At 38.7% G+C, this 25,824-nt stretch carries 23 protein-coding genes; 14 read left to right on the plus strand and 9 right to left on the minus strand.

Annotated elements, in window-relative coordinates:
• Positions 1–46 precede the first annotated feature (46 nt).
• The 3 genes from I6F65_RS00345 to I6F65_RS00355 all read left to right on the plus strand — a co-directional run bounded on the left by I6F65_RS00345 (position 47) and on the right by I6F65_RS00355 (position 2,520).
• The gene (locus tag I6F65_RS00345; protein ID WP_197110936.1) at positions 47–265 is read left to right on the plus strand and encodes a S9 family peptidase; all 219 of its coding nucleotides are present in this window, start codon (positions 47–49) and stop codon (positions 263–265) included.
• A gap of 344 nt (positions 266–609) precedes the next feature.
• Positions 610–1,227 (plus strand): LysE family translocator, encoded by a 618-nt coding sequence (locus tag I6F65_RS00350; protein ID WP_197110938.1) that lies wholly within the window; start codon positions 610–612, stop codon positions 1,225–1,227.
• Positions 1,228–1,347: 120 nt separating this feature from the next.
• Positions 1,348–2,520 carry a hypothetical protein gene (locus I6F65_RS00355; RefSeq protein WP_197110940.1) on the plus strand — a complete coding sequence of 391 codons (1,173 nt, stop codon included), beginning with the start codon at positions 1,348–1,350 and terminating at the stop codon, positions 2,518–2,520.
• 169 nt (positions 2,521–2,689) lie between these two features.
• On the opposite strand, the gene I6F65_RS00360 is transcribed toward I6F65_RS00355, so the two are convergent.
• The 5 genes from I6F65_RS00360 to I6F65_RS00380 are packed head-to-tail and all read right to left on the minus strand — an operon-like array spanning position 2,690 to position 10,354.
• The gene (locus tag I6F65_RS00360; protein ID WP_197110942.1) at positions 2,690–3,913 is read right to left on the minus strand and encodes a VWA domain-containing protein; all 1,224 of its coding nucleotides are present in this window, start codon (positions 3,911–3,913) and stop codon (positions 2,690–2,692) included.
• Positions 3,910–6,243, minus strand: a complete 2,334-nt coding sequence (locus tag I6F65_RS00365; RefSeq protein WP_197110944.1) for a DUF5682 family protein — start codon at positions 6,241–6,243, stop codon at positions 3,910–3,912. The genes I6F65_RS00360 and I6F65_RS00365 overlap by 4 nt, the downstream gene beginning before the upstream one ends.
• A gap of 9 nt (positions 6,244–6,252) precedes the next feature.
• Positions 6,253–7,332, minus strand: a complete 1,080-nt coding sequence (locus tag I6F65_RS00370) for an AAA family ATPase (RefSeq protein WP_024610242.1) — start codon at positions 7,330–7,332, stop codon at positions 6,253–6,255.
• Between the two features lie 56 nt (positions 7,333–7,388).
• Positions 7,389–8,930 (minus strand): DUF5691 domain-containing protein, encoded by a 1,542-nt coding sequence (locus tag I6F65_RS00375; RefSeq protein WP_197110946.1) that lies wholly within the window; start codon positions 8,928–8,930, stop codon positions 7,389–7,391.
• A complete protein-coding gene (locus I6F65_RS00380) occupies positions 8,921–10,354 on the minus strand; it encodes an SWIM zinc finger domain-containing protein (RefSeq protein ID WP_197110948.1) in 1,434 nt (477 codons plus the stop codon). Before I6F65_RS00380 ends, I6F65_RS00375 begins: the two co-directional genes overlap by 10 nt.
• 357 nt (positions 10,355–10,711) lie before the next feature.
• Between I6F65_RS00380 and I6F65_RS00385 the strand changes: the two genes are divergently transcribed.
• The 9 genes from I6F65_RS00385 (at position 10,712) to I6F65_RS00425 (ending at position 18,633) form a co-directional block, all read left to right on the plus strand.
• On the plus strand, positions 10,712–11,560 hold the full coding sequence (locus tag I6F65_RS00385; protein ID WP_197110950.1) for an ADP-ribosylglycohydrolase family protein: 849 nt from the start codon (positions 10,712–10,714) through the stop codon (positions 11,558–11,560).
• Between the two features lie 327 nt (positions 11,561–11,887).
• Positions 11,888–12,742 carry an immunity 49 family protein gene (locus I6F65_RS00390; RefSeq protein WP_197110952.1) on the plus strand — a complete coding sequence of 285 codons (855 nt, stop codon included), beginning with the start codon at positions 11,888–11,890 and terminating at the stop codon, positions 12,740–12,742.
• A 406-nt stretch (positions 12,743–13,148) separates the two neighbouring features.
• Positions 13,149–13,943, plus strand: a complete 795-nt coding sequence (locus I6F65_RS00395; protein ID WP_197110954.1) for a hypothetical protein — start codon at positions 13,149–13,151, stop codon at positions 13,941–13,943.
• A gap of 211 nt (positions 13,944–14,154) precedes the next feature.
• Positions 14,155–14,949 carry a hypothetical protein gene (locus I6F65_RS00400; RefSeq protein WP_197110956.1) on the plus strand — a complete coding sequence of 265 codons (795 nt, stop codon included), beginning with the start codon at positions 14,155–14,157 and terminating at the stop codon, positions 14,947–14,949.
• Positions 14,950–15,160: 211 nt separating this feature from the next.
• Entirely contained in the window at positions 15,161–15,958 is a 798-nt protein-coding gene (locus I6F65_RS00405; protein ID WP_197110958.1) for a hypothetical protein, read from the plus strand.
• Entirely contained in the window at positions 15,951–16,586 is a 636-nt protein-coding gene (locus tag I6F65_RS00410) for a pentapeptide repeat-containing protein (RefSeq protein ID WP_197110960.1), read from the plus strand. Before I6F65_RS00405 ends, I6F65_RS00410 begins: the two co-directional genes overlap by 8 nt.
• Before the next feature lie 137 nt (positions 16,587–16,723).
• A complete protein-coding gene (locus I6F65_RS00415; RefSeq protein WP_197110962.1) occupies positions 16,724–16,873 on the plus strand; it encodes a hypothetical protein in 150 nt (49 codons plus the stop codon).
• Positions 16,863–17,726 carry an immunity 49 family protein gene (locus I6F65_RS00420; protein WP_197110964.1) on the plus strand — a complete coding sequence of 288 codons (864 nt, stop codon included), beginning with the start codon at positions 16,863–16,865 and terminating at the stop codon, positions 17,724–17,726. Before I6F65_RS00415 ends, I6F65_RS00420 begins: the two co-directional genes overlap by 11 nt.
• A gap of 343 nt (positions 17,727–18,069) precedes the next feature.
• Positions 18,070–18,633 carry an SMI1/KNR4 family protein gene (locus tag I6F65_RS00425; protein WP_197110966.1) on the plus strand — a complete coding sequence of 188 codons (564 nt, stop codon included), beginning with the start codon at positions 18,070–18,072 and terminating at the stop codon, positions 18,631–18,633.
• A gap of 298 nt (positions 18,634–18,931) precedes the next feature.
• Here I6F65_RS00425 and I6F65_RS00430 read toward each other — a convergent pair whose 3' ends face one another.
• Entirely contained in the window at positions 18,932–19,444 is a 513-nt protein-coding gene (locus I6F65_RS00430) for a MarR family winged helix-turn-helix transcriptional regulator (protein WP_197110967.1), read from the minus strand.
• Between the two features lie 165 nt (positions 19,445–19,609).
• Here I6F65_RS00430 and I6F65_RS00435 point away from each other — a divergent pair, with 165 nt between their 5' ends.
• A complete protein-coding gene (locus tag I6F65_RS00435; RefSeq protein ID WP_197110968.1) occupies positions 19,610–20,503 on the plus strand; it encodes a haloalkane dehalogenase in 894 nt (297 codons plus the stop codon).
• Positions 20,504–20,555: 52 nt separating this feature from the next.
• Here I6F65_RS00435 and I6F65_RS00440 read toward each other — a convergent pair whose 3' ends face one another.
• A complete protein-coding gene (locus tag I6F65_RS00440; protein WP_166109218.1) occupies positions 20,556–21,716 on the minus strand; it encodes a winged helix-turn-helix domain-containing protein in 1,161 nt (386 codons plus the stop codon).
• Positions 21,717–21,931: 215 nt separating this feature from the next.
• Between I6F65_RS00440 and I6F65_RS00445 the strand changes: the two genes are divergently transcribed.
• Positions 21,932–22,522 (plus strand): 3'-5' exonuclease, encoded by a 591-nt coding sequence (locus I6F65_RS00445; protein ID WP_197110969.1) that lies wholly within the window; start codon positions 21,932–21,934, stop codon positions 22,520–22,522.
• 87 nt (positions 22,523–22,609) lie between these two features.
• Here I6F65_RS00445 and I6F65_RS00450 read toward each other — a convergent pair whose 3' ends face one another.
• Together I6F65_RS00450 and uvrA are read right to left on the minus strand one after the other, a co-directional pair.
• Complete coding sequence (locus tag I6F65_RS00450; RefSeq protein WP_166109220.1) at positions 22,610–23,101, minus strand: hypothetical protein; 492 nt, start codon at positions 23,099–23,101, stop codon at positions 22,610–22,612.
• Positions 23,102–23,272: 171 nt separating this feature from the next.
• On the minus strand, positions 23,273–25,807 hold the full coding sequence (uvrA, locus tag I6F65_RS00455) for an excinuclease ABC subunit UvrA (RefSeq protein WP_197110970.1): 2,535 nt from the start codon (positions 25,805–25,807) through the stop codon (positions 23,273–23,275).
• Between the last annotated feature and the right edge of the window lie 17 nt (positions 25,808–25,824).

Consider the following 25,824-nt stretch of genomic DNA (forward strand, 5'->3'; position numbering starts at 1 on the left):
TTGTGAGGGCAAGAAGACCCACTCTTAATCTCACGGAACCTTCCCAATGCAAAATGAGCGTATGTACGCAGCCCTAAAAGGCTTAGGTAAAGACGCCCGCTTAGTAATGCTCCCTTATGAAGCACATGGTTACCGTGCTCGTAAAAGCTTATTGCATGTATTGTGGGAACAAGAGCAGTGGCTTGATAAATACTTGCTAAATGACTCAGTTGAGCCGGCAAAGGTAACTACTGAGCAAGTAGCAGAGTCAATCCCGAGTAAATAGTAAAGTAAGTGTTTATGTTGTGAGGGCAAGAAGACCCACTCTTAATCTCACGGAACATTCCCAATGCAAAGTGAGCGTATGTACGCAGCCCTAAAAGGGTTAGGTAAAGACGCCCGCTTAGTAATGCTCCCTTATGAAGCACACGGTTACCGTGCTCGTAAAGCTTATTGCATGTATTGTAGGAACAAGAGCAGTGGCTTGATAAATACTTGCTAAATGACTCAACTAAAGAGCCAGAGCAAGTGCCGGAGCCTACTAAAGGCCAGTAGTAAAATAGGTATTCAAAAACGTGGCTATTTAGCCGCGTTTTTTATTTTTAGTTAATTTAATATAAGAGCATATTAATGATTGATGCAGCAGCACTCGCCGTTTTTATTCCTACTTTCTTTTTTGTGTCGATAACGCCAGGTATGTGTATGACTCTCGCCATGACACTCGGTATGAGCATCGGCGTACGCCGCACATTATGGATGATGATAGGTGAATTGTTAGGTGTAGCTGCAGTAGCCGTTGCAGCGGTGCTTGGGGTTGCAAGCATCATGCTAAATTACCCAGATGCGTTCGCTATTCTAAAGTGGGTAGGCGGTGCGTACTTAATTTATATTGGTTTTAATATGTGGCGAGCCAAAGGTAAAATGTCGATTGATACCTCAAAACCAAATGACGTAAGTAGGCAGTCATTATTTACGCAAGGTTTTGTAACCGCAATTGCAAACCCTAAAGGCTGGGCGTTTATGATCTCATTACTGCCGCCGTTTATAAGTGTTAAGTACGCTCTAGCACCGCAGCTTTTAGTATTGCTTGGTGTAATAATGGTCAGCGAATTTGTATGCATGTTAGCTTACGCAACAGGTGGTAAAAGCCTACGTTTATTTTTAGCCCGTGGCGATAATATTAAATGGATGAACCGTATAGCAGGAAGCTTAATGGCCGCTGTAGGCGTATGGTTAGCACTTGGGTGATATGGTTTGTATTGCAATAACCCATTCTTTGCATAACAAATATCAAAACTGAAAAGTAATTCTATCTATATATTAATATAGAATAATATTTATTAAAATACGTACGGAAGCAGTAATAATATGAACAGCTTGATTTATAAAGTAATTACTATCTTCTTCTTATTGATGTTTACAACGCTCTCTTTTGCATCGGAGGAGCCTGTTGATAATACAAAACAAGAAACAGTATTAAGCACAATAAATACGCTTTACGATCTTGGCTACATAACAGCAGACAACGCAAAAAAAGCAAAAATAGAATTGTTAGCTGAACCTAACACGGCTTTTGAAGATGAGAAAGCGATAGATGAAAAAGTAATAGATGAAAAAGCTACCAATCAGGAGGGTTACTTTACTGCTATAAACATTCTTAAATCACTTGCGGTTATTGCATTGTTGATTGTTTTTCATAGGGTGATTTATGAAATTGTTTGTTTAATAATCGCTATTCCAGCAATAATTCTTCAATCTATTTTACTCTTTTCAGGGTACTTGTTGATAAGCCAAGCTGAATCTATATGGGCATTGCAGGCATATTATGTAAGTATTATTGGCGTAGTTATTCACATTGGTACGTTTTATTGGTTTATATTTATCTACGAAGATGCGCTAGAAGCAATTGCTCGAAAGCTAACCTTTAATAGAATTTCAGATATTGATATTATTTTTTATGCTGGTGTATTCTGCTACACCGCTTATTTTACTATTGTTCTGCAAAGCCCTGTTTTAGGAATATTTGCAGTGAGTACATTTATTTTAATTTTTGGCGAAAATTTTTGTAGGCTTATTGGCGTTGAAGAAGAAAACAGAAACAATGTCCTGCTTATTACAACGGGGGTGGTTGTATTAAGCTATTCAGTGCTAAAAGTAATGCAAGTAGATATACCTTGGTTAAGCTATTTTTCAATGGGAATTGAATATGCTGCAACGGGGGTTTTAGCTTTTGGCTTATTTGTTTATAGTCGGTTTAATATTAAAATTATTGATAACGATAATAAGGTGCGTCAAAGATGCGCCGTAGTTGCTTTTGTTATTATAGAAATACTGAGTTTAATTGCTTTACTCACTTTTAATCTGCCAGTGATACCTGCCATTATAAACACTGTATTTTTTCTCTATGTGATTATGACGGTTGTAGATTTAGTTGGTAATAAACACGGTATGTTAGCAATTGTGTTAGTTGCTATTATTTTGTATGCGGTTGCGGTTTTAATTGAGTCGTCTCCTCAATTATTTATACAAAATATTTTTTAAATATTTATTATTTAGCTACTATTAAATTCAAATTATTATCATCATTGTATATCGAGCAAAATTACATTTAAATAAATAATGAATGATTTTGCTCGATAGCTCGCTTTATTACTTTTTAGATTAAGCCCCTGAACTCTGGTTAAGAGATCAGGGGCTTAATTTAGAAGGCTTACTCTAACGGGCGAATTGCTTTTATGTCTTGATCTGCTGCCCATAACATAATGTCTTCTCGCTTTAAGGCTGTTGCCATTAAGTCTGGAAACTGTTCTGGGGTGCATGCAAATACGGGGCTGCCAAGCGTTGCAAATTCAGCTGCCATTTGCGCGTCGTAAGCGGGTCTGCCATCGTCACTTAAGGCGAGTAGAGTAATGACGTTTACACCTTGTTTTACTAGCTGAGCAACACGTTGTTTTAACTGAACTTCATCGCCACCTTCATATAAATCAGAAATAAGTAACAGGTGCGTTTTAGTTGGCTGTTCTATTTGTTTTTCGCAATAAGCAATCGCTTGGTTAATATCGGTGCCACCACCTAATTGAATCCCAAATAAAACGCTAACAGGGTCAGTTAAATCTTCTGTTAAATCAACAACGCTGGTATCAAAGCATATCAGCTTGGTTTTTACTGCGGGAATAGACGCCATTACGGCTGCAAAAATTGAGCTATACACGACCGAAGTTGCCATAGAGCCAGATTGATCAACACACAGTACTACTTCATCAAGATCGGCTAAACGGCGTTGCTGACGCATAAAACCAATTAACTTTTCAGGCACTATGGTTTTATATTCAGGTTGATAATGGCGCAGATTTGCATGAATGGTTCTAGGCCAATCAATATCATTAAAGCGAGGTCTAAAGCTTCGTTTAGATTTATTTAAAGCCCCTCTAATGGCTTCTGACGTTTTTTGCTCTAGTTTATCCATTAGCTCTTTGACGACTTTTTCTATAACTTGTCGTGCGGTTTCGATTGTTTTTTCAGGCATAATTGAGCGTAAACTGATTAAGTCAGCTATTAAATGTACGTCAGCCTCAATAGCACTTAAAAACTCAGGCTCCATTAGCATTTCTTTTAAGCCGAGCCTTTCAAAGGCATCTTTTTGAACGACTTGCACGACTGGGGTCGGAAAAAACTCACGAATATCGCCTAACCACTTCGATACTTTAGGTGCTGAACGGCTGAGACTTCCTCTGCCTTGTTTTTTTGAGTCGTCAGAGCCATAAAGCGCTGAAAGTGCACCCGATAAACGTTCATCGCGATTAGATAACGGCGGTTGTTGTTCGTCGTTTACACCTAAAGCGAGCTGCCAACGGCGTGACTTTTCGCTTAATGTTGTCGCCATTGGTTCGTTATTTTCGTTAAGCTCTTGGGTTAAAGTCGTTTTATCATTCATATTAACCAATCCTTATCACGCTGTGCGAGTTTCGCTAATTGTGATAACTGTTGTTGCCATAACGCATAATGGGTTGTATCGGTATTGTGTGTTATTTCAGAAGTTGATTTACTGCTAAACAGGGTATCAAACAAACGTTTTCGCTCCATTGAATCAAGGTTTGAAAATACGCGTCTAAATAGCGGTAAAAATTCAATAAAGGTGGTTTCTTCCAGATGTAACAACCAGTTATTAATAGCATCAAGTAGCACCGAGTCATATAAAAGCTGGTCTACTGCATCAGTAAAAAAACCATCAAAAAAGAGCGCCGCTTGAGCTGGCGGTAAAGCGGGCGACAGCATTTTATTAAGCATTAAGCTGAGCTGCTCACTGTTTAATCTTTCTGCTTGATAAAGTAGCCTTGCACATAAACCGATAAGTAAAAAATTTGATTGGCTTGAATGCGTTATCTCTTCAATACTTTGCCACCATTTTGCTAAGGTGTCGGTGTTATTTAAATGCAATACCAAGGCTCTATGAGCTGCATGAATGTTTTGACGATACTGTTGTGTTTCTTCGTCATTTAAATTTCTACATGCGTAGGGAAGTGCAAGTGCTGCTTGAATCGTTAGGCGTTCAATTAATTCATCAATTTTACCCAAAGCAAGTGTACGAGCTGTGCCATAACGGCTTATATCAATAAGAGGTGAAATACTGGTCAGTAAATCATGGCAGTCACTTACTTGACCCGCTCGCGCGGTGAGTTGCGTTAAGCCAAAGTCTGTTGCATTGTTTAAATTGGCACTTAAGCAGCTGTTTACTAATGTTGCTAGCTTGCCAAGGTGTTGCTCTTTAGCTAATGCTGCAATTACTTTGTTGTTTGCGGCTTGCTCTATGGTGCTTCCGTAAACTAAGTGTTCAACGAGTTTAATAGCGTATTCGGGTTGCCATATTAAACGCCATTTTTCTCTAAATGTTCCTCGACTACTTCCTGCGTCTAATTGCTCGCCCCACGGTACATCTAGTAATTGTAATCGGTGAAGTAAAACCGATTTGTTTTGTCCTATGTCACTGCGTAAATCGAGCGAATGCTCTTTTTCGAGTGCTTCGGGTTTTAGCCTATATTTTTTTTGTAGTTTTTGAAGATCTTCTAATAATGGCACAAGGTCGATGTCGTCGGGTATTTCACCTACTTGTTGACCCAATAATACGGTTTTATTTATTTGTTGCCACAATGCGTACTCGCCAAAGCACATACAGCTAATAACCGCGTCGGTTATTTCTTCAAAGCTTGGCTGTGGTCTGTCTCGTACTGCGGCTAAACTTAGGCTAAGACGCTGTGCTTCGATAACAGATGCGGTTGAAATAATAGCGCCTTGCTCGCGTAAAGTATTGGCAATAAACACAAGCCAAGGAGCAATATGATCGTCTTGATTACGGTGTTGCCATAAATGTTGATACCACATAGGTGCCGACACGCCTGCGCCATAGCCTGCTTGGGTAGCTAAACGCGACGATGTCCAAGGTATCCATGTTGATTTATACTTACTTGCCGCCAGTTTTTTTGGAAGTGTTTTAATTAAAGCACGATCATCTTTTGTGGTGTGCTTACCTTTTAGCGCAGGGACATGCCATGCACCGCATATTACGGCGATTGGTCCATCACACTCTTTTGCTACTTTTGCTATTTCTAAACGCATAAAGGCTTCGCGCAGGCGGTCTTGCTCTAATGCTGGAGAGTCATCAGCAATAGGTTGGCGAAGGGCGGTCATTGCGTGTTCTACTTGCTCAAAAATAGCTAAGCTGTCATCACGGCTTTGTTCTATAAGATCGTTCCACCAACCTTCTGCGTCTTCATAACCGGCAATATTTGCTAGTGCGCCAATAGGGTCGTGTAACAACGCTGCTAACTGAGGGTCTGAGGTTTCTAGTTCATTAGATGATGTTTTTTGCTCATTTTCATTTGTAATCTCATCATCACTTTTACTGTCGTTGTCATTATTAGCATCTTGCTCTATTTGCATTTGCGCTAAACGCACTGAAATAGGTAAGTCAATAAACTCAACCGGTTTTTGTTGATTAGCTGCCCACAAACAAGCTTGGTATTCAGGTGAATACTCAGCAAAAGGATAAAAAATACTGTTGCTTGCGTGCTCAACTGCATAGTTTAATAATGCAATAGGGGGCTTCATTTGCGGGTTGGCTAATAAAGGCAGTAGTTCATTGCAATCAGCTGGTCCTTCAATTAATACGTGCTGTGGTTGTAGCTGATCAAGCGCGGCTAATAAGCGCTTACTCGAGCCAGGACCATGATGTCGTATACCAAAGTAGTGAATATCAGAGTGTGCCATTAGTTAACCTTATAACACCTGATTTAAATGATGGTAGTAGTCTTCAAACCCTTTGCGTTTTTTAAGCACCGTTTCAAGGTATTCTTCTAATACAGCGCGGTCTTGAACAGGGTCTTTAACAATAGCGCCAAGCAGGTTTTGACTTATTTCAGCTGCACCTAGGTCGCCTTTATTAAACCAATTTGCTTGGCTCAACCCACCAACCATAACCGATATAGCCTCTGCTGTTGAAAGGTTGCCCGTGGTTGTTTTAAGTGTAAGCTTACCGTCTAGGGTTTCTCCGCCGCGTAGTTCTCTAAAAATAGCGACTACTTTTTCTATTTCATCAGCGGTGTTTTTAGGCACTGGTAAGTCTAACGATTTACCCATTTCTATTACGCGTTTATTAATTATTTCAACTTCTTGTTCTGCAGAATCAGGCAGAGGTAATACAACTACATTAAAGCGACGTTTAAGAGCCGATGAAAGCTCGTTTACGCCTTTATCACGGTTATTGGCTGTGGCAATAATATTAAAGCCTCTTTGCGCAAAAATAGAATCGTTTAGCTCTGGAATAGGCAGCATTTTTTCAGACAATACGGTAATTAAAGTGTCTTGTACGTCAGAACCCATACGCGTTAGTTCTTCAAAACGACATAAATTACCGCTTTGCATTGCACGAAACAACGGCGTTGCAACTAATGCTTCTTTACTTGGTCCGTGTGCGAGTAGTTGTGCGTAATTCCAGCCGTAACGAATTTGGTTCTCGTCTGTGCCGGCGGTACATTGTATTACTTGTGTACTGCATCCGCATATTGCAGCGCTTAAATGCTCAGATACCCAAGATTTTGCCGTACCTGGTACACCTAATAATAATAAAGCACGGTCTGTAGCAAGTGTCGCAACGGCTGTTTCTATAATGCGACGGTTACCAATATATTTAGCCGAAATTTCAACACCAGAAGGTGTTTTACCGCCCATTAAATAGGTTACCACTGCTTGAGGAGATAAAGCCCAGTTGTAAGGTTTGCTACCGGTGTCTTCTGCTTTTAAAGCATCTAACTCTACTTGGTACGTTTGCTCAACGGGTAAACGAAGTATATCGCTCATTATAATGTCCTTGAATTTTATGTGTACGAGCCCAGCATTTCCTTAGGCGACTAATTTTATAATATAAAAGTTATATTTGTGTAGGTGTTTTCTAGCGCTATATTGAGATTAAGAGAATCCAGCGCTGGGTCGTTGGGTAATACACCTAGAGTAATAAAGTAATCATACGCTTGCTGCGCTAAAGACGGCGGTAAAAACAGACCTAGTTTAAGTAGCTCAGGGCGGATGTGATATTGTTCAATATAATGACCTTTACTTATATCTTTTTTAATATCATCTGTTAGCTCTTTCCACGCGATAGATTGGCTTAATTGCAGCCAAGTTAAGTGAGTTAAAGGTTGATCTGCTAATAATGACCAATAAGTAAACCCTAAATTTAACACTTCTTTTTCTAAAATGTAGTTTAGTACTTCCGATGCACCTTGTACCGAAAAACGAGATTCTATACCGTGTAATACAGCACTGAAAAAACGGTCATAACGAAGTTCTTTGCAGCACTTTTCAAAAAAGCGTTCCAATATATATTGAGGTAAAGAGTCAAAAGCATTACGAATAAAGCTAATGTTGTCTTGTTCTCTGTGCTCGGTAAAACGCCAGTTTTTACACAGTTCTATTAATGAAATCCCCAGCGCTTCTGCTAAGTCAGGTAAAGCAACGTCGTTAATTAATTCGGTGCGCATAGCTTGTTGTTTTATGCTGTTAAGTGTTGCAGGCAAAATAACCGTCATTTTTTTGGGTAAAAGCTGCGTTTTTACAACAAGCCATTGGGCTAGCTCTTGCGCTAGTTGCTCATTTTTTTCATCTTTAATAAAGGTGTCTAACCGAGATAAAAATCGCGTAGCGAGTTGTACTACTTTTTTAGACTTATTTTTAAGGCAAACTTCTAAAATAGGTATGTCTTGCGACGTTAAATTAACTTTTAAAATTTTATAGAGCTTGTAACGTGCCTCAGAAGGCGCAGCTTGAGCTAATTGATGGATATATTGCCCCGCAACTTGAGGTTTAATGTCGCGCAGCCGTGTAAGTGACGACTCAATTTGCGCTGCAGAAAGCTCAGCAAAGTTAACTTTATCAAACTGTAAATCTTGTATTAAATGCCATTGGGTTAGTTGATTATTAGCCCAGTACTGCCAAGTAAAATAACAACCAGGAATGTTTTTAGTGTTTTCTGTCGGCATCCAATCACTTGGATGAGCGCAAACTTCGTAGTTAGCTAACAGGTTTAACAATTGTAAAATACTGTGTGAGTTATTTTTACACTCAGCCATAACCCGATTAAATAAAGGGCGAAGTGATTGCCCTAAACTTGCAAAAGCAAGCTCAGGAATATCTTGTGTGGGCTCTAAATCATCACTGGGTGACAAATAATGAGTCACTAACTGTTGCTGTTGCGTTAAAATTAACGCATATAAATTTAGTTTAGTAGGGTCGTGCTCTAATGGCGTTAATACTGAATGCCACTGCTTGGGTAAGTCTGCTACGTTAATTTGGTTATTACCAATAAGCCATTTTTTTTCTAGATTTTGAGCCGTATTTAAAGCGTTGTTAAGCTCTATAGCTACTTCGTTTTTGTTATCGGTTGTTGATATTACAGACATGTAATGACTCCCCAATGCTCGGTTTTTGCACTAATTAGCTCAGCAAATTGCCCATTGAGCAATACAAACACACTGCTAAGTTGGCTACCTAAAATAATGGGGTTTATTGCGTTATTAATTAACGGTAAACACTGCGTTTTATCTTTATTGTGCCACCAGTATTGCCCTGTATTATCTTCACTAATACGACCGGCTTGCGCTATGTAAGGCACATCATCAATCCAAGGCATTTTGGCATGTATTGCAAGAAAGAGTTCTCGCCAATGGGTATTATTAGTTGGTTGGCTCACGGGCGTGTCGGTAATGTATTTATGTTCGCCTAAAATTGCGCGTAAAGGAGATCGGCTAGGGTAAAAAATAACACTTCCTTCAATCTGCATACCAACAACACTTGTTGTTTTATTTTTGCCACTTTTAATCGTGGAGTAATCAAGTAATAAAGCAAATGTAGGAGCAGCGCTTAACGATGACGAACTATCAGCGACTAAAAGCAGCCAGCGCATTGATACTTGAAGCCCATTACGAAGCATTTCTGACTTTTCGCCAATAATTTGCCAAGTACCATTTATTACAATTGGTTTAGGCGTATCAGAGGTGGGTGCTAGTAATTGCTCACGATTTTCGCTGCTTGCAACACTTCTAAATGTATCTATATCATCAGGGTTTGCTAGCCACGCTTCGCTAAGCAGTATTAGTTTCGCAAATTCTTGCAATACAAAATTTGGCTGTTGTTGAACAGGAAACACGCTTATTTTAGCCGGAAGCTCGTCAATGCTAGCAGCTAAGTTAACCGCTTTTGCATCAACTAAACGCGCCGCAATTTTCCGGCACTTTGTGGTATCTTCTTTTAAAAAGTGAACAATACCGTGGCTTAATTGATCGTTTACCCATTGCTGAAATTCTATTAAACCTTGTTTAATGGAATCTTGCGTTTTAGCTTTATTTTGGGATGCACGCTTTGCTTTATCAGCTTCTCGTTTTGCTATTTCTTCAGGCGTGAGTACTTGTTCTGTAGGTGTGCTTTGAGTATTAAGCTTATTGGCCGGTTTATTACTATCGTCAGTCGATGTTGTTTTTTCGCTTGTATTAGTACGCTTACGTCTGCCAAGCCAATCGTTTACCCATTCGGGTGGATCTGTTTTAGTAAAGTTACCAGGCACATCAGAAAACAACCAAAATAAAGCCAATACATGTTTACAAGGAAACTTACGCGAAGGGCAAGTACATTTATAGCCGTTATCAGCAACATCAGCCATTGTATAATAAGGTTTAGAGCCCGAACCTTGGCACTCACCCCAAATAGTATTAACGTTTTCGGATTGACTCAATACCGGCCATTTTGCAGGATTAAGTAACTTTTTTGCTGCGTTGATTGAAGGCTGATCTGGAGCAAGAGCTTGCACAAGCGATTCGGATACTTCCATGTTATAACGCCTACTTATTTTACGTTGTAAAAATAAATTTTATCGTGTCATTTTATCTGTAATTATCATAAATACAATAAGATAATTGTTATCGTATGTAGTCATTTAATCGCTGAAATTTAATACAATAAGATAGCTGTTACCTTTAATAATGTAGAATAGTCGAGCGTTACTTAGATTTATTAAGTTCCTTTATTTTAAACATGTTGTAATTTAAAGTTAGTCATTTAAAAATGTTGTTACTCATACAAAATTCAAAATACGTTGCTAATAAAGGTATAAAGACGGTAATAGTAAAGCAAAATAACGTATTTACAGTAAAACCATATTATATGGACATAAATAGGACGAATTTAAATGTTAAAAGAAATAGCGATTGCAGATGCATACGGTGCAGGGTTTGAATTTTCTACGGTCGATAAAGTAACCGCATATAATAATTTATCGGCTTATTGCACCCATGACCTTTATGGTTTTTTAGCCAAATACACTGACGATACACAAATGACCATTGCAATCACCGAATTGCTATTAAGTGATGAACATTACAGTACAGAACTTATCGCAAATAAATTTGTTGATTGCTTTAAAAGAGATGTGCGAAAAGGGTACTCAAAAGGATTTTATGCATTATTGTGTAGTGTTGACTCTGGAGCGGAGTTACTTTCAAAAATAAAACCAAATAGCGAAAGAAACGGTGCTGCGATGAGATCGGTACCGATTGGTTTTTTAAAAAATAAAAATCAGGTAATTGAGTTAGCCTCTATGCAAGCAAAAGTAACTCACGATACAGATATTGCTATTAAATCGAGCTGTGCAATTGCTTTAGCAAGCCATTTTGCGATTCATAAACACGGTAAACTATCAGAGCTTAAAGCCTTTTTACAAAGCGAAGGTTACGCAGACTGGGATTTTAACTGGAGTAAGGAAGTTTCTATTGCTGCTTACGACACCGTTAGCGCTGTATTTAGCTGTTTGTTAAAGCATAACAACTTAAAAGATTTACTACGCAGCAGTGTTGACCTTTGCGGAGATACCGACAGTGTTGCGTCTATTGCGGTTGGTTTGGCATGTTGTTTCCCTGAATACGAAAATAATTTACCTCTAAATTTAATTGAAAACTTAGACGAGCCGGATTATGGCATTTGTTTTTTAAATACGTTGGAAGAGCAACTGCATACTAAATTTAATAGCGTTGATTTTTAAAATTAAACGCTATTCTTACCAATACTAAGTTTGATGCAGGCTCTCGACCTGATTAACACCTAGGTAATTTGCCAAAATTGGTGATGAATATTATCAACAAAGTACAACGGAATATACAGAAGCCATTATTGAGTTAATGGGGCTAAAAGCTCCAGAATCTACAGATAAGCAGGCAGCCGAAGCATTGACTGAAGCATCGTTAACAGGAAAGAAAATACAATATTTACATATTGAAACACCGATTACTAAAACGGCATCGGGTTCCGTAGTCGGTGAAGTTAACATATCTGAATTTGATATAGATCCCAGTAAACTAGCAGGTACATAATGAATATTGAGCGTAAAGTAAAAATAGATTTAGATAAGTTAGATAAATGGTTGGCATTTCCTAGAAGAATGATTGGAATGGTGCCTCAGGCAATCACTATTCGTCGTGATAATCTTATTGGCTTTCCTAAACAATACTTGGAATTATCCCGATGGCTTACTTGGGAAGAGCAAACCCCCGAGGTTGAGCAAGAATCTGCAACAGGGCTGCGTTATGCGTCAAAAATGTACGCCGCGTTCTTAAAACTTGCACAGTACCCAGAGCAAGAGCAAACTTTTAAAATATATGATTTACCCGAAGTAACGTGGAATGGAAAAGGGATGTTAGAGGCTGGACGCGCAGCCCCATCGAAATGGATTGAAGCCTATTTTTTAGCGGTGATTGCTCGCGATACTGAAAGTATGGATAGCTTGGCAAATTTCCCTATAGAAACAATGAAACAAAGTGCGACACAGGCTGGCCCCGTTTCTTATAAGCTCGTTGAAGTATTTCAAGCTTATCACCATAGCAAAGCAGATTACCCTAAATTGCTTGACGAGTGTATGGGAATGGCTGTTAAGCAAAATGATGACTGGGCGATATATATTGCTTTCGGATACTTAGAAACTCTAACTGCTTTATCGCCAGCAACTTTTGATGTCGGTTGTGATTTTAATGAAGCACTGGCTAAAAACGTACAAGCGCAAGAGCGCTACCATATTAATGAGGCGGGTCCAGATCATGCCCCAGTAGATTCATTCTTACCCCTACAATTACTCGGTATGGCGTGCATGTGGCACGATATGGGTAATGAGGTAACCGTAGAGAATGATTCATTACCACGCTTTTTAATTGAAGGGACTTATTTTAAATAGTTTGAATATAGGTAAAAGGAAATAGGATAGACATACATGGACGCTCCCTTGAAGTCAAAACGAACTGGTTTATAAACATCAAAATTTATGCCTTTATTTAATTATCATGTACCCCATTTCACTGTCGTGATGCGTTACAATCTTGCTAAAAAGCAAAGCATATATTTCATGTTCGGTTTATATCAAATGCCTGATGAGCCTCGTACCAACGGATTTAAGAAATAACCACCTAAGCGAGATCCGAAAAGCGACTTTTTAGTTTTATTTATTGTAATTTATATGCTCTTACGTTAAAAAAGTGCCGATTACACAATAAAAAGTGCTTAATATTTTTAATGTTCCTCATGTAACGCTCTGTGGGTAAAACGAGAGGAACGTTAATTAATACAGTAAAAGGATGTTTATTATGGATTTTAAACCATTTCAAATTAATATTGCCATGCTAGGCACTAACCCGCTTAATAATGAAGCCATGTTTGCTGAGTTATTGGATGTACTAGAAAGCTACCCTGAGTTTGCGCCGAGTTTTTGGAGCTTACAAGAGCGCGGTAAGTTACCTTATAACCGTGATGAAATTATAGAAAAGATATCAGGTGTAGAATTTGGTAACTATGCTCATGTTTATTTAAAACGTAGTAAGGCTGCAAAATATGTTGGGTATATTGATGTAGCGCCAAGGCAGTTCATAAAATTTGGGTTCGACCCTAAGCTTAACAGTAAGCACTATCCAACTTTATTTGAATTCACAGACAAGTTAGTACAAATATTTAAACCAGATGTTGCATCAATCCATATCGATCCACCCCTTCCTGTTTACCCTTGGAAAACAGCTTTAGAAGCAGTTACAGCTCAGGTAGCTTATTCTAGTTATCTTGCCCCCGTTGATTATTTTAAGGTAGGACCTAAGGGCTTAGCCATACGTACTTATTTTGGTCCGCATTATGTTAAGCAATTTGGTCAAGCATTATTGATGAGTACACCAAGTACACAAACCACGTTACAACCTTGGGGTGGTGTAAGACTTGATTTATCAGAAACGCCTTGGACTTTAACTGAGCATGAACTCGTAGAACATTGGCAAACCGCAATGGCGCATTTACGCCCAGCAAAAGTATTTGCTGAGGTAGAGGTTTATCAAAATAGAATGTTTAAATATACAAAGGCAGAAAATTGCACCATTGGAGGGTTAAATTATGTCTAAAGAGGGTGCGCTAGCGCAGTTAAAACAGATGTTATAGTTACGCCCATCCTCATTTTGTTGCGAAGATGCTCACCCACCTTGTCGACCTTCATTAGGTATTAAAGACGATAGCGAAGTACTGTATTTTGATAATAAAAAAAATGCTATTACTCATGTGTGGGATACAGATACTAAAGCTTGGTTGGAAATATAGTGATAATTAGGAGTATTTATGGATTTTAAACCGTTTAAAGTTGAAGTTGAGATGTTGGGTACTAACCCGCTCAACGATGAAGCTTTATTTACCGAGCTATTAGATGTAATTGAAAGCTATCCTGAGTTTGCGCCGCAATTTTGGAGCTTAGAAGAGCGTGGGAAGTTGCCTTATAACCGCGATAATATTTTAGATAAAATAAAAACGGTAGAGTTTGGGAGTTATGCGCATATTTATTTAAAACGTAATAAAGCCGCTAAGTTGGTTGGAAAAATATCAGTTGCTCCAAAGCAATATATAAAATTTAAGTTTGACCCAAAAATGAACAGCAAGCATTACCCCGCCTTATTTGAGTTTGCAGACCGATTAGTGCAAGTGTTTAAGCCTGATGTTGCTTCGGTACATATTGACACACCTGTTTACCCTAGACCATTTGAGTCATCAGAGCACAAAAACTCAAGAGTAGTGAGCAGCACTGCTTCACTAGCACCTGTCGATTACTTTAAAGTTGGCCCTAAGGGATTAGCAATGCGCACCTATTTAGGGCCGCATTACGTGAAGCAATTTGGCCAAGAATTATTACTGAGCACACCCAAAGCGCAAACAGAGCTTCAATCTTGGGGCAGTATTCGCCTTGACTTATCAGAAGCGCCTTGGGAATTAACAGAACATGCGCTTATAGAGCATTGGCAAACAGCCATGGCACACCTACGCCCTGCTAAAGTTTTTGCTGATTTGGACGTTTATCAAAATAGGAAATTCAAATATACAAAGGCAGAAAACTGCACCATTGGTGGGTTAAATTATGTCTAAAGAGGGTGCGCTAGCGCAGTTAAAACAGATGTTATAGTTACGCCCATCCTCATTTTGTTGCGAAGATGCTCAACCACCTTGTCGACCTTCATCAGGTATTAAAGCCAATAGCGAAGTACTTTATTTTGATAATAAAAAAAATGCAATTACGCATAAATGGAATACACGTGATGAGTGTTGGTATGAAGTATAGTGATAATTAGGAGTATTTATGGATTTTAAACCAAAACATATTGATATTGCCATGTTAGGCACCAACCCGCTTAATAATGAAGCCTTGTTTGCTGAGTTATTGGATGTACTAGAAAGTTACCCTGAGTTTGCTCCGAGTTTTTGGAGCTTACAAGAGCGCGGTAAGTTACCTTATAACAGTGATGATCTTATCAATGTTGTAAAGGGGGTGACGACGAACATGACGTGTCAAGAAATTTATTTAAAACGTAATAAAGCACCTAAATATGTGGGGCGGATTGCTGTAATGCCAAAGCAATTCATAAATTTTGAGTTTGACCCTAAGCTTAATAGTAAGCACTATCCCACTTTATTTGAATTCACAGACAAGTTAGTGAAAATATTTAAACCGGACATTGCATCAATGTATATTGGACCATCTAACCCCGTTAGGCCTTGGGAAACAAAACCAGAAGTGAATATTGCTGAAATAAATGAAGCTACTTTTCTTGCACCAGTCGATTATTTTAAGGTAGGACCTAAGGGCTTAGCCATGCGTACTTATTTTGGTCCGCATTATGTTAAGCAGTTTGGTCAAGCATTACTGATGAGTACACCAAGTACAAAAACCACATTACAACCTTGGGGTGGGGTAAGACTTGATTTATCAGAAACGCCTTGGACTTTAACTGAGCATAAACTCGTAGAACATTGGCAAACCGCCATGACGCATTTACGCTCAGCGAAAGTATTTGCAGAGGTAGAGGTTTACCAAAATAGAATGTTCAAATATAAAAAGGCAGAAAACTGCACCATTGGAGGGTTAAATTATGTCTAAAGAGGTTGCGCTAGCGTTACTAGCGGGCTCACGAGAGCAAGATAACGTTAAAGGAGTCGATATATCAGGGCTTGATTTAACGCAATGCGATATCAGCGAAACTTCAACTGAAATGCTTAAAGCCGAAGGCGTTATATTACGTGGTGGCATTTTAGATTTAGCGTATTTTTTAGATGCTGACTTTACGGGCGCTAACCTTGAAGGGGCAAGCTGCGGTCAAACTGCATTTTTTGATTGTGTACTATACCAAGTTATCAGTTCTGATGCTGATTACAGCTACGCTAAGTTATCGGCGAGTAACTGTGATTATTCTAACTTTTCCACATGTGAATTTGATAATGCCAATCTGTGGGCTTCAACGTTTCTTGGCAGTGATTTAAGTGATGCGACATTGACCCATGTAGAAGCATCTAGTGCCTGTTTTGATGACGCTAATTTAACGAATGCGGATTTATCAAACGGAAACTTCACAGAAACCATGTTTAGAAAAACCAACCTCACAGGTGCTGACTTAAGTGGTGGTAATTTTACAGACTGTGATTTTACCGGCGCTAACTTAACGGACGTATGTTGGGATAACGCTATTCTTACCAATACAAAGTTTGATGCAGGCGCTCGACCTGATTAATATCTAGGTAATTAGTCAAAATAGGTGGCGAATATTATCAGCAAGGTACAACGGAATATGCAGAAGCCATTACTGAGAATATTGAGACTAATACTAACCCGAAAACGTCCACAGATAGAAAAGCAGCAAAAGCAACAATGAAAGCAGCTAAAAAGAATAAGAATATTAAGTATTTACATATCAAAACTCCTAAAAAAAAGACGGGTGCAGGCTTTGAGGTTGGTGAAGTAGAAATTTCAGAATTTGATATAGATGAAAATGCATTAAGAGGTAGGAATGATAATTAAAAGAAAATACGATCCAGAATTTGATAAGTATGTGCCCTTAGAAGAATGGTTGAGATTTCCGAGAGGTGAAATTAAAGAAACACCAGAGTTTTTTGGGGATTATCGTGATAATTTAGTTAGATGTGCAGATGAAAGGTTAAAGCTTGCTCGCTGGCTCACTTGGAATGTTCAAACCCCCAAGATAGAAAATGAATCTGCAACGGGGCTGCGTTATGCGTCAAAAATGTATGCCTCGTTCTTAAAGCTTGCACAGTACCCAGAGCAAGAGCAAACCTTTAGAATATATGATTTACCCGAAGTAAAGTGGAATGGAAAGGGGATGTTAGAGGCTGGACGCGCAGCTCCATCGAAATGGATTGAAGCCTATTTTTTAGCGGTGATTACTCGCGATACTGAAAGTATGGATAGCTTGGCAAATTTCCCTGTAGAAACAATGAAAAAAAGTGCGACACAAGCAGGTCCCGTTTCTTATAAGCTCGTTGAAGTATTTCAAGCTTATCACCATAGCAAAGCAGATTACCCTAAATTGCTTGACGAGTGTATGGGAATGGCTGTTAAGCAAAATGATGACTGGGCGATATATATTGCTTTCGGATACTTAGAAACTCTCGCTGCTTTATCGCCAGCAACTTTTGATGTCGGTTGTGATTTTAATGAAGCACTGGCTAAAAACGTACAAGCGCAAGAGCGCTACCATATTAATGAGGCGGGTCCAGATCATGCCCCAGTAGACTCATTCTTACCCCTACAATTACTCGGTATGGCGTGCATGTGGCATGACATGGGTAATGAGGTAACCGTAGAATGTGATTCACTTCCACGCTTTTTAATTGAAGGGACTTATTTTAAATAGTTTGAATATAGGTAAAAGAAAATAGGATAGACATATATGGACGCTTCCTGAAGTCAAAACGAACTGGTTTATAAACATCAAAATTGATGCCTTTATTTAATTATCATGTACCCCATTTCACTGTCGTGATGTGTCTAATGAGTTTCGTACTAGGGGTTTGAAAAACAACCAAGCGAGATCCGAAAAGCTATTTGCATAAATTCAAACTAAACAGTAAAAATGATAATCCCCATTTAATGAGCTAAATGAAAATAACATAGTAAAAAAGGTAAGTTTTTAACCTGAAAATAGATTTTATCGCACAGTTTAGCTTGTGCGATTGTTAATAGTCTTTGGAGGCATAATGGATAAACTAAATAATATGTGGAATAAATTAAACAATATAGCTGTAGCTCCCTCTAGGGGAACAGGGCTAAGTGAATACATACCTAAATTAGAATCTTTAGTTGGGTCATCCTTGCCCTCTGATTTTAAAGATTTTTTACTTAATTTTGGTGGTTATGAGATAGTTCCTCCCGATTCTCTTGATAGGAGCTATATGATTAAGTTACCTAAGCTTAAAGGAGGAAGAGAATCTATATATTTATCTCATTCTACTAATATAAGAGGTATGATTAGTGCTTGTAATGAGTGGGGCAGTTCATTACCACCTAAATCGATATTAATAGAAGCTACTGGGGATGGTAGTAATATATTCATGAGTATGACTCCTGGTTCTATTGGCGAAATATACTTTATTGAAAGAGATCACTATATGGATTATGGTGAATTTGATGACTATGAATTTGAGGAACATGCCTGTGATGCTTTTGACCCTAAAAATGGTGTAGTTCCCAATATTTTCTCAAAATTAGCCAATAGTTTTTCTGATTTTATTATGGTTGTGGAATTAGACGATGGCGAATAATAAATCATAAATAACTAATGCATTAAATAACCAAGAGATAATAGAAACATAAAAGGGGACAGAGTCACTTTAAGTAACTATACACTTTTAAGCATATGAGAAGATTAGATTGGTTTCATGGCGAGAAAGCAGCGAGTTTCTCACCAATACTAAATTTGATGCAGGCGCTGAGCCTAATTAATAAAAACAGAATGATGTTCTTATTAGTGTTTTATCTATAATAGGATGACACCGCCTTTTTTTATCGGCGTTTATATATTCGAGGCGACTTAATAATTAAAAGTGGTTAAAAACGGCTCTATTTAATCGATTTTTCTACTGGGCAGCCTTGTTTTCTGCATACACCTTCATTGCATAATTTGCATATTTTTCGCGCTTCTATTTGCTCGCTTGTTAAAGTGCCGAGCGCTATTTCTATTAAACTTAAAAAGCTTTGTTTTTGCTCAGTATTAAAGTTGCTAAGTATTTTAGACGTCGCTGTTTCTCGGTTGCTTAGTATTAACTCAACCCGTTTACTTCCTTTATCGGTTGTACGTAAAACAACAGATCGGGCGTCTTTTAATGACTTTTGTCTTTTTACAAGTTCTTCTTTTTCAAGCGTATTTATTAGCCTAACTGCACCCGAGTGGGTTAAGCCTAACACCTTGCTTAGCACATCAATGGTTTCGTTTGGGTGGTTATAAATAGTAACTAATGCTGCTTCGTGGCTCAGGCTTCGCCCGCCTAGCTCGGCAATCTGCTTTTCAATGTCATTTGAAACCGAAGTAGCAAAAGTGCCAATTAGGTTTGATAAGTATTTTTCATTTTTCATAAATCAATTATATGTGATTCGATCATATAAACATAGTGACAAGTTTAACGCTCTCGCTTATTGTGTGACTCAGTCATGTATATAATTCAAATTAGTTGTCTTGTGCTTAACGTATATTGAATAAGTTACCGCACACAATCCAATAAAATAAAGCGAAGAGATTAAATGAAAAATGATTTAGAAACATTACGTTACACCAAAAAATTTAAAACGGTATTAGATAAAAAAATGGCGTACGTAGACGAGGGGCAAGGTGATCCTATTGTATTTTTACACGGCAATCCTACATCTAGTTACCTTTGGCGAAACGTTATGCCTTATCTAGAAGGTAAAGGACGCTTAATTGCAATAGATATGATTGGGATGGGGGATTCGCAAAAGTTAGATAATACGACAGACAGTAGTTACTCTTTAGCTGAAAACAGTAAGTACACATTCGCACTTTTAGAGGCGTTGGGTGTAAATAAAAACGTAACTTTAGTGCTACACGATTGGGGTTCTGGTGTTGGTTTTAATTGGGCTAATACACATCGTGATGCTGTAAAAGCCATTGCGTTTATGGAAGCAATTGTTACTGACTTCCCTACATGGGATGACTTTCCTAAAGATTTGCACGGCCCCATTGGCACTATGCGCTCAGCTGAGGGCGATAAAATGGTGCTTAATGATAACTTTTTTATTGAAACAATATTACCGGCGACTATTTCGCGCAAATTAACGCAAGCAGAGTATGATGAATACCGCAGACCGTATTTAAATGCAGGGGAAGACCGCCGTGCAATTTTAGCCGGACCTCGCCAATTACCAATAGCAGGGGAGCCTGCCGATACCGTGGCTTTAGTTAAAAGCTATGCGAATTTTTTAGCTAATTCACATGACATACCAAAGTTATTTATTAATGCTGAACCGGGTGCTTTTTTAGTTGGTTACGCAAGAGACTTTGTGCGCACATGGCCAAATTTAACTGAGGTAACCGTGAGCGGTATTCACTATGTACAAGAAGATTCGCCACACGAAATAGGTAAAGCTATTTCAGATTGGCTACCCGTAACAAATTAAAAAAGATTACACATAAACAAGTGCTTAAAAGTAAGGTGTTAGCAACGGCTAATTAGTGTGTGTTATCCGACACTTTATGTATAACGTAACTTGTACATTTGTTGAATATTGAAAAAGCATGAAGCTCTTTATCAAGGGCTTCAAAAAAGGCGTCTTTATTTTTTAATTTAGGCTCTAAATGTAAGTGGTTTACGTTTAGTGTTTTACTCAATTTATCAACTTTACAATCGGCGCGAGCAACCAAGTTGCCATCCCATAAAATAGGTAAGCAAAAATAGCCGTGTATGCGTTTAGCTTCTGGTACATAACACTCTAATAAGTAATCAAACTCGAAAATTGCGCTAGCTCTTTGTCGTTGTATGAGTAAATTATCGAACGGGGAAATAATTTTAGCCTGCTTTTTATTAAGCCGATCATTAAGTAAGTTTAAAGCGCTACTGCTGGTAAAGTAAGGCATGTTGTTAATGAGTATGGGCTCTATTATTTTCGATTCTAATAATTCATTAAGCGTTTGTTTTATTAGTGCTTTACTATTTTTTAGTAAATAGGTTATTTGATTTAACGTGCCAAATCCATGCGCTTTTAAATAATTTAATATCAAAAATTGTCCGTATTCGCTATCAGTTGGGATTGCAGTGTTTATATTGCTTGGTAATACGTGCGATGTTAGGTCGTACACTTTATGAAAGTTTTTACGCTCAGTAATCATTAAATCACCCTGCATAAACAAAACTTCTAACGCTTGCTTCGTAGGTTTTGCTCCCCAGCCATTACTTTTAATATTTTGCGATGCAAAGTCTTTAGCCATTAATGGGCCTTCGCTCTTTATTCGGGTAATAACATGGTTCATCATTTTTTCATCTTTTTTAAACCAATGTGTTTGCTCGCCATTTTTTAATGCCGCTTTGCGTGGGAGGGTAAATCGGTAGTTTTGCATGGGTAAATAGGCCGCCGCATGCGACCAGTATTCAAACACCTGCTTATTTGCTACAAGATGGTCTAAATGATCGATGTTGTAATCTGCGTGTCGACTAAAAAGAGTATGATGATGAGCACGCTGTACAACAGAAATAGTATCTATTTGCACATAGCCAACGTTATTAAACACCGCTAATGTTTTAGCTAATGCAGTACCAGCTTTGGGGGTTTTTGAAAGCAAGCCTTGGGAAAGTAACGCAAGCTTTTTAGCGTGGGATAAGGAGAGTGATTTCATCGGTATTTTATTAATAACATAAGCAAAAAAACAAAATACCATATAAACAAGGTGAATATGATAACCTTTTTATCAAAGGCTGACTTTTAAATAAACGAGCTAAAAACAGTAATGTAAACATGAAAATGGTGTTATGGGCTTAAATTTGAGTGTTGGCTGCTAACTAATTAATGGCAAATTAAAACGAGGCTCCAGCTGTTTTAAAAGGACGAAAAATGGAAAGGTTAACAAAAGAGCAGATTCAATTTTTACCGATGTACGACGGTTTAAGCCTCGATAACATAATTGTAGTAACGCAAGCGTCAGATGCGATAAGCGCGATAGAAGAGCTAAAAAAGCATGCAGTTTTAGGGTTTGATACAGAAAGTAAGCCTTGTTTTAAAAAGGGTGAAGTAAGTGACGGGCCTCACCTAATTCAATTGTCTACAAAAACAGAAGCGTATTTATTTCCGACTAAATTTTTTGAAAACTTTACCGAAATTGAAAATATATTGTCTGATCTAACAATCAAAAAAGTGGGCTTTGGACTAAAAGAAGACAAAAAACTTATTTTTAGAAAATTTGGAATTAGCTTAGAAAACACAGTTGAATTGTCCTCTAAAGTTATGCACTTTGCGCAGGTAACACAGCGCGTTGGTGCACGAGCTGCTGTGGCAATGTTTTTTAATCAGCGTTTATCTAAAGGTGCACAGCGTTCAAACTGGTCTGTTTTTCCTTTAAAAGATCACCAAAAAATGTACGCCGCAAATGACGCTCACTCAGCATTACTAATCGAACTTGAAATAGAAAAACACAACAGTAATTAGGTAGCAGCTTTAGTATAAGGCATGTGCCATATGACCTTTAAAGTAATCAAAGGCTATATGGCACGAACTATATTTATAGCTTTAATTTTATAGGTCTGGGTTATATTTGCTTTTAATTTCATCCACGGTCATTCTTTTAGCTACGTTTTTAAAGCTCAGTGGTGAATTATTACAGTTAAATTCTAATGTAAAATCAGCTTCCATTTCATAAAGGCTATCTAGCGCAATTAATGGCTCACTAATAAACCATTTTTGTGACTCTATAGTAACCACGTCGGAGAATGATTTTTGAAATTTACGAACTCCCAGTTTTTTTGTTTCAATAGTCATTGGTTCATTAGACGCATTGATAAAATAAACCTCTGACACCCAATCACCAATACCACTCTCATAAAGCGTTTGTAAATCATCAGAAAATGGTCCGTCGTGCTTAAAACCCTTAGGTACTCTTTCAGGACCTAACGTAATAACAAGTCTGGTTATTAATCCAAATTCAGGATTAAAATCTTCAAATTCATAATACGTACTATATTGTACATCTTCAGGTTCGTTAGATTTAGAGTCGAGATTTTTATTCATTAGGTTACCAACTTTATAAAAAGTATTTTTAAATATAAATAGCGTGTGCTACATAATTGGGTAAAACATATCAAAATCAAAGGCTCTCAACAACATTAGTTTAATGCAATAAAATGCGGTGCAGAGAAGCGATTTTCATAATTTTATATTAAGCTTATACCCACGCCCTAGTTATAAATAAGGCGCGGTTTGGCTTATTTTTGATTGAGCTACGTGTTCGGGTTTGCCTTGCGCTACTATTAACCCGCCTTCATTGCCCGCACCAGGTCCTATGTCAATAATCCAATCACTATTACTGGCTACTTGCATATCGTGCTCAACCATAATAACCGTGTTGCCGGCATCAACGAGTCCATTTAATTGCACCATTAACATAGCCACATCTTTAGGGTGCAGGCCGGTCGTTGGCTCATCTAAAATATAGAGGGTATCGCCGCGTTGTGTGCGCTGTAACTCAGTGGCAAGTTTAATGCGCTGCGCTTCACCGCCTGAGAGTTCTGTAGCTGGTTGCCCCAAACGTAAGTAACCAAGGCCCACTTGAAGCAGCGCATTTAGCGCGCGTAAAATAGCGGGTTCATCGGCAAAAAATGTATGCGCCGACTCAACTGTTAAATTAAGTACATCGGCAATGGTTTTATCTTTGTAAGTAACTTCGAGTGTTTTTTCGTTATAGCGCTTGGCGCTACACACTGGGCAAGGCGAATACACACTGGGTAAAAATAAAAGCTCTACGCTTACAAAACCAACGCCTTCGCAGTTTTCGCAGCGACCTTTTTTTACGTTAAACGAAAAGCGACCTGCATCGTACTTACGTGCTTTTGCCTCGCTTGTGTTGGCAAACAGTTTTCGTACATGATCGAATAACCCCGTGTAAGTTGCTAGGTTGGAGCGGGGAGTACGGCCAATGGCTTTTTGATCAACTGTAATAAGGCGCTTTATATGCTCAATGCCTTGAGTAATTTGCCCCTCGGTTGTTATATCGAGCTCTTGGTCGAGCAGTTCGGCTTCATCTGTTGGTACTTGTGGCTGCGATTTTTGCCCAAGTGCATCGTATACCAGCTCAACTAAAGCTTGGCTTACTAAACTCGATTTACCAGAGCCAGACACGCCCGTAACGCTTGTAATAACGCCTAGCGGAAATTCTACATCGAGTTTTTGTAAATTATTTCGCTCAATACCGGCAAGCTTTAACCATGCTTTGGCGCTGCGTTGTGTTTTATTACTTTGGCTTAAAAGCTTTTCATGATTTTTAAAAAGGTATTGGCTAGTATGCGAACTGGTCACTTTTTGCAAACCTTCAACAGGACCGCTATAAACAATATTACCGCCATGCGTACCAGCATTTGGACCTACATCAACTACCCAATCGGCGTGGCGAATAACGCTTACGTCGTGCTCAACCACAAATACCGAGTTACCCGCTGTTATTAACTCATCTAACGCGGCTAATAAGGCTTGTGTATCTGCCGGGTGTAAACCTGCCGAAGGTTCATCTAAAACATAAACCACCCCAAACAGCTTAGAGCGAATTTGCGTAGCCAGTCTAAGACGCTGTAATTCACCAGGCGATAAAGAAGGAGTGGTTCGCTCAAGCGATAAATACCCTAAGCCAAGTTTGGTAAGCGCTTCAACCCGTTTAAGAATGTCGCTGGCTATACGCTTTGCAACAATGGTTTTTTCTGGGTTAGCAGCGTTACTTTTAGGCTTTTTATTAGCAGCAATACTAAGTGTTTGAGCCAGATCACTTAACGTTAGCTGCGAGATTTCGCCAATATCAAGCCCAGCAAATTTAACCGACAGCGACTCTTTTTTCAGCTTTTTACCATTGCACTGTGGGCATGGTGATATTTGCATATACTGCGACACACGCTTTTTAGTACGCGGGCTTTGAGTGCTTGCAAACGATTGTAAAACAAAACGTTTAGCGCTCGAAAACGTACCCATGTAACTTGGGCTTTCTTCATTTTTAATAGCCGCTTGTGTTTGCTTAAGCGTGTACTCGGGAAATACCGGTACCGTAGGCGTATCGTCGGTAAATAAAATCCAATCGCGTGTTTTTTTAGGCAGAGTATTCCAAGGTTTATCAATATCATAACCTAACGAGGTAAGTATACGGCTCAGGTTTTTACCTTGCCATGCTGGTGGCCACGCAGCGATTGCGCGTTCTCTAATTGATTTAGTGGGATCGGGCACTAACAGTTTTTCGGTCACGTTAAATACACGGCCAATTCCATGGCATTCTGGGCATGCACCTTGTGGCGTATTAGGCGAAAATGCATCAGCATAGAGTATACCTTGGCCTTTTGGGTATTCACCCGCGCGCGAGTACAACATACGCAGCGCGTTAGAAATAGTCGTTACGCTGCCCACAGATGAGCGTACCGACGGCACACCGCGTTGTTGCTGCAGTGCAACCGCAGGTGGTAACCCTTCAATTGAGTCTACATCGGGCTCGCCTACTTGGTCTATTAATCTGCGCGCATAAGGCGATACTGAATCGAGATAACGATGTTGCGATTCGGCAAATAATGTACCAAAAGCTAGCGATGATTTACCCGAACCCGATATGCCGGTAAAAACAACGAGTGAATTACGGGGGAGATCTACATCCACATCTTTTAAGTTATGAACACGCGCGCCTCTTACTTGAATGCTGTTATTAGGATTTGATAAATCCATTGTTGAGTTTTTATGTGTGGTTGCCATACGTTTTAACTCCTATT

This window comes from Pseudoalteromonas sp. SWXJZ94C (assembly GCF_015864385.1).
Taxonomy (GTDB): Bacteria; Pseudomonadota; Gammaproteobacteria; order Enterobacterales; family Alteromonadaceae; genus Pseudoalteromonas.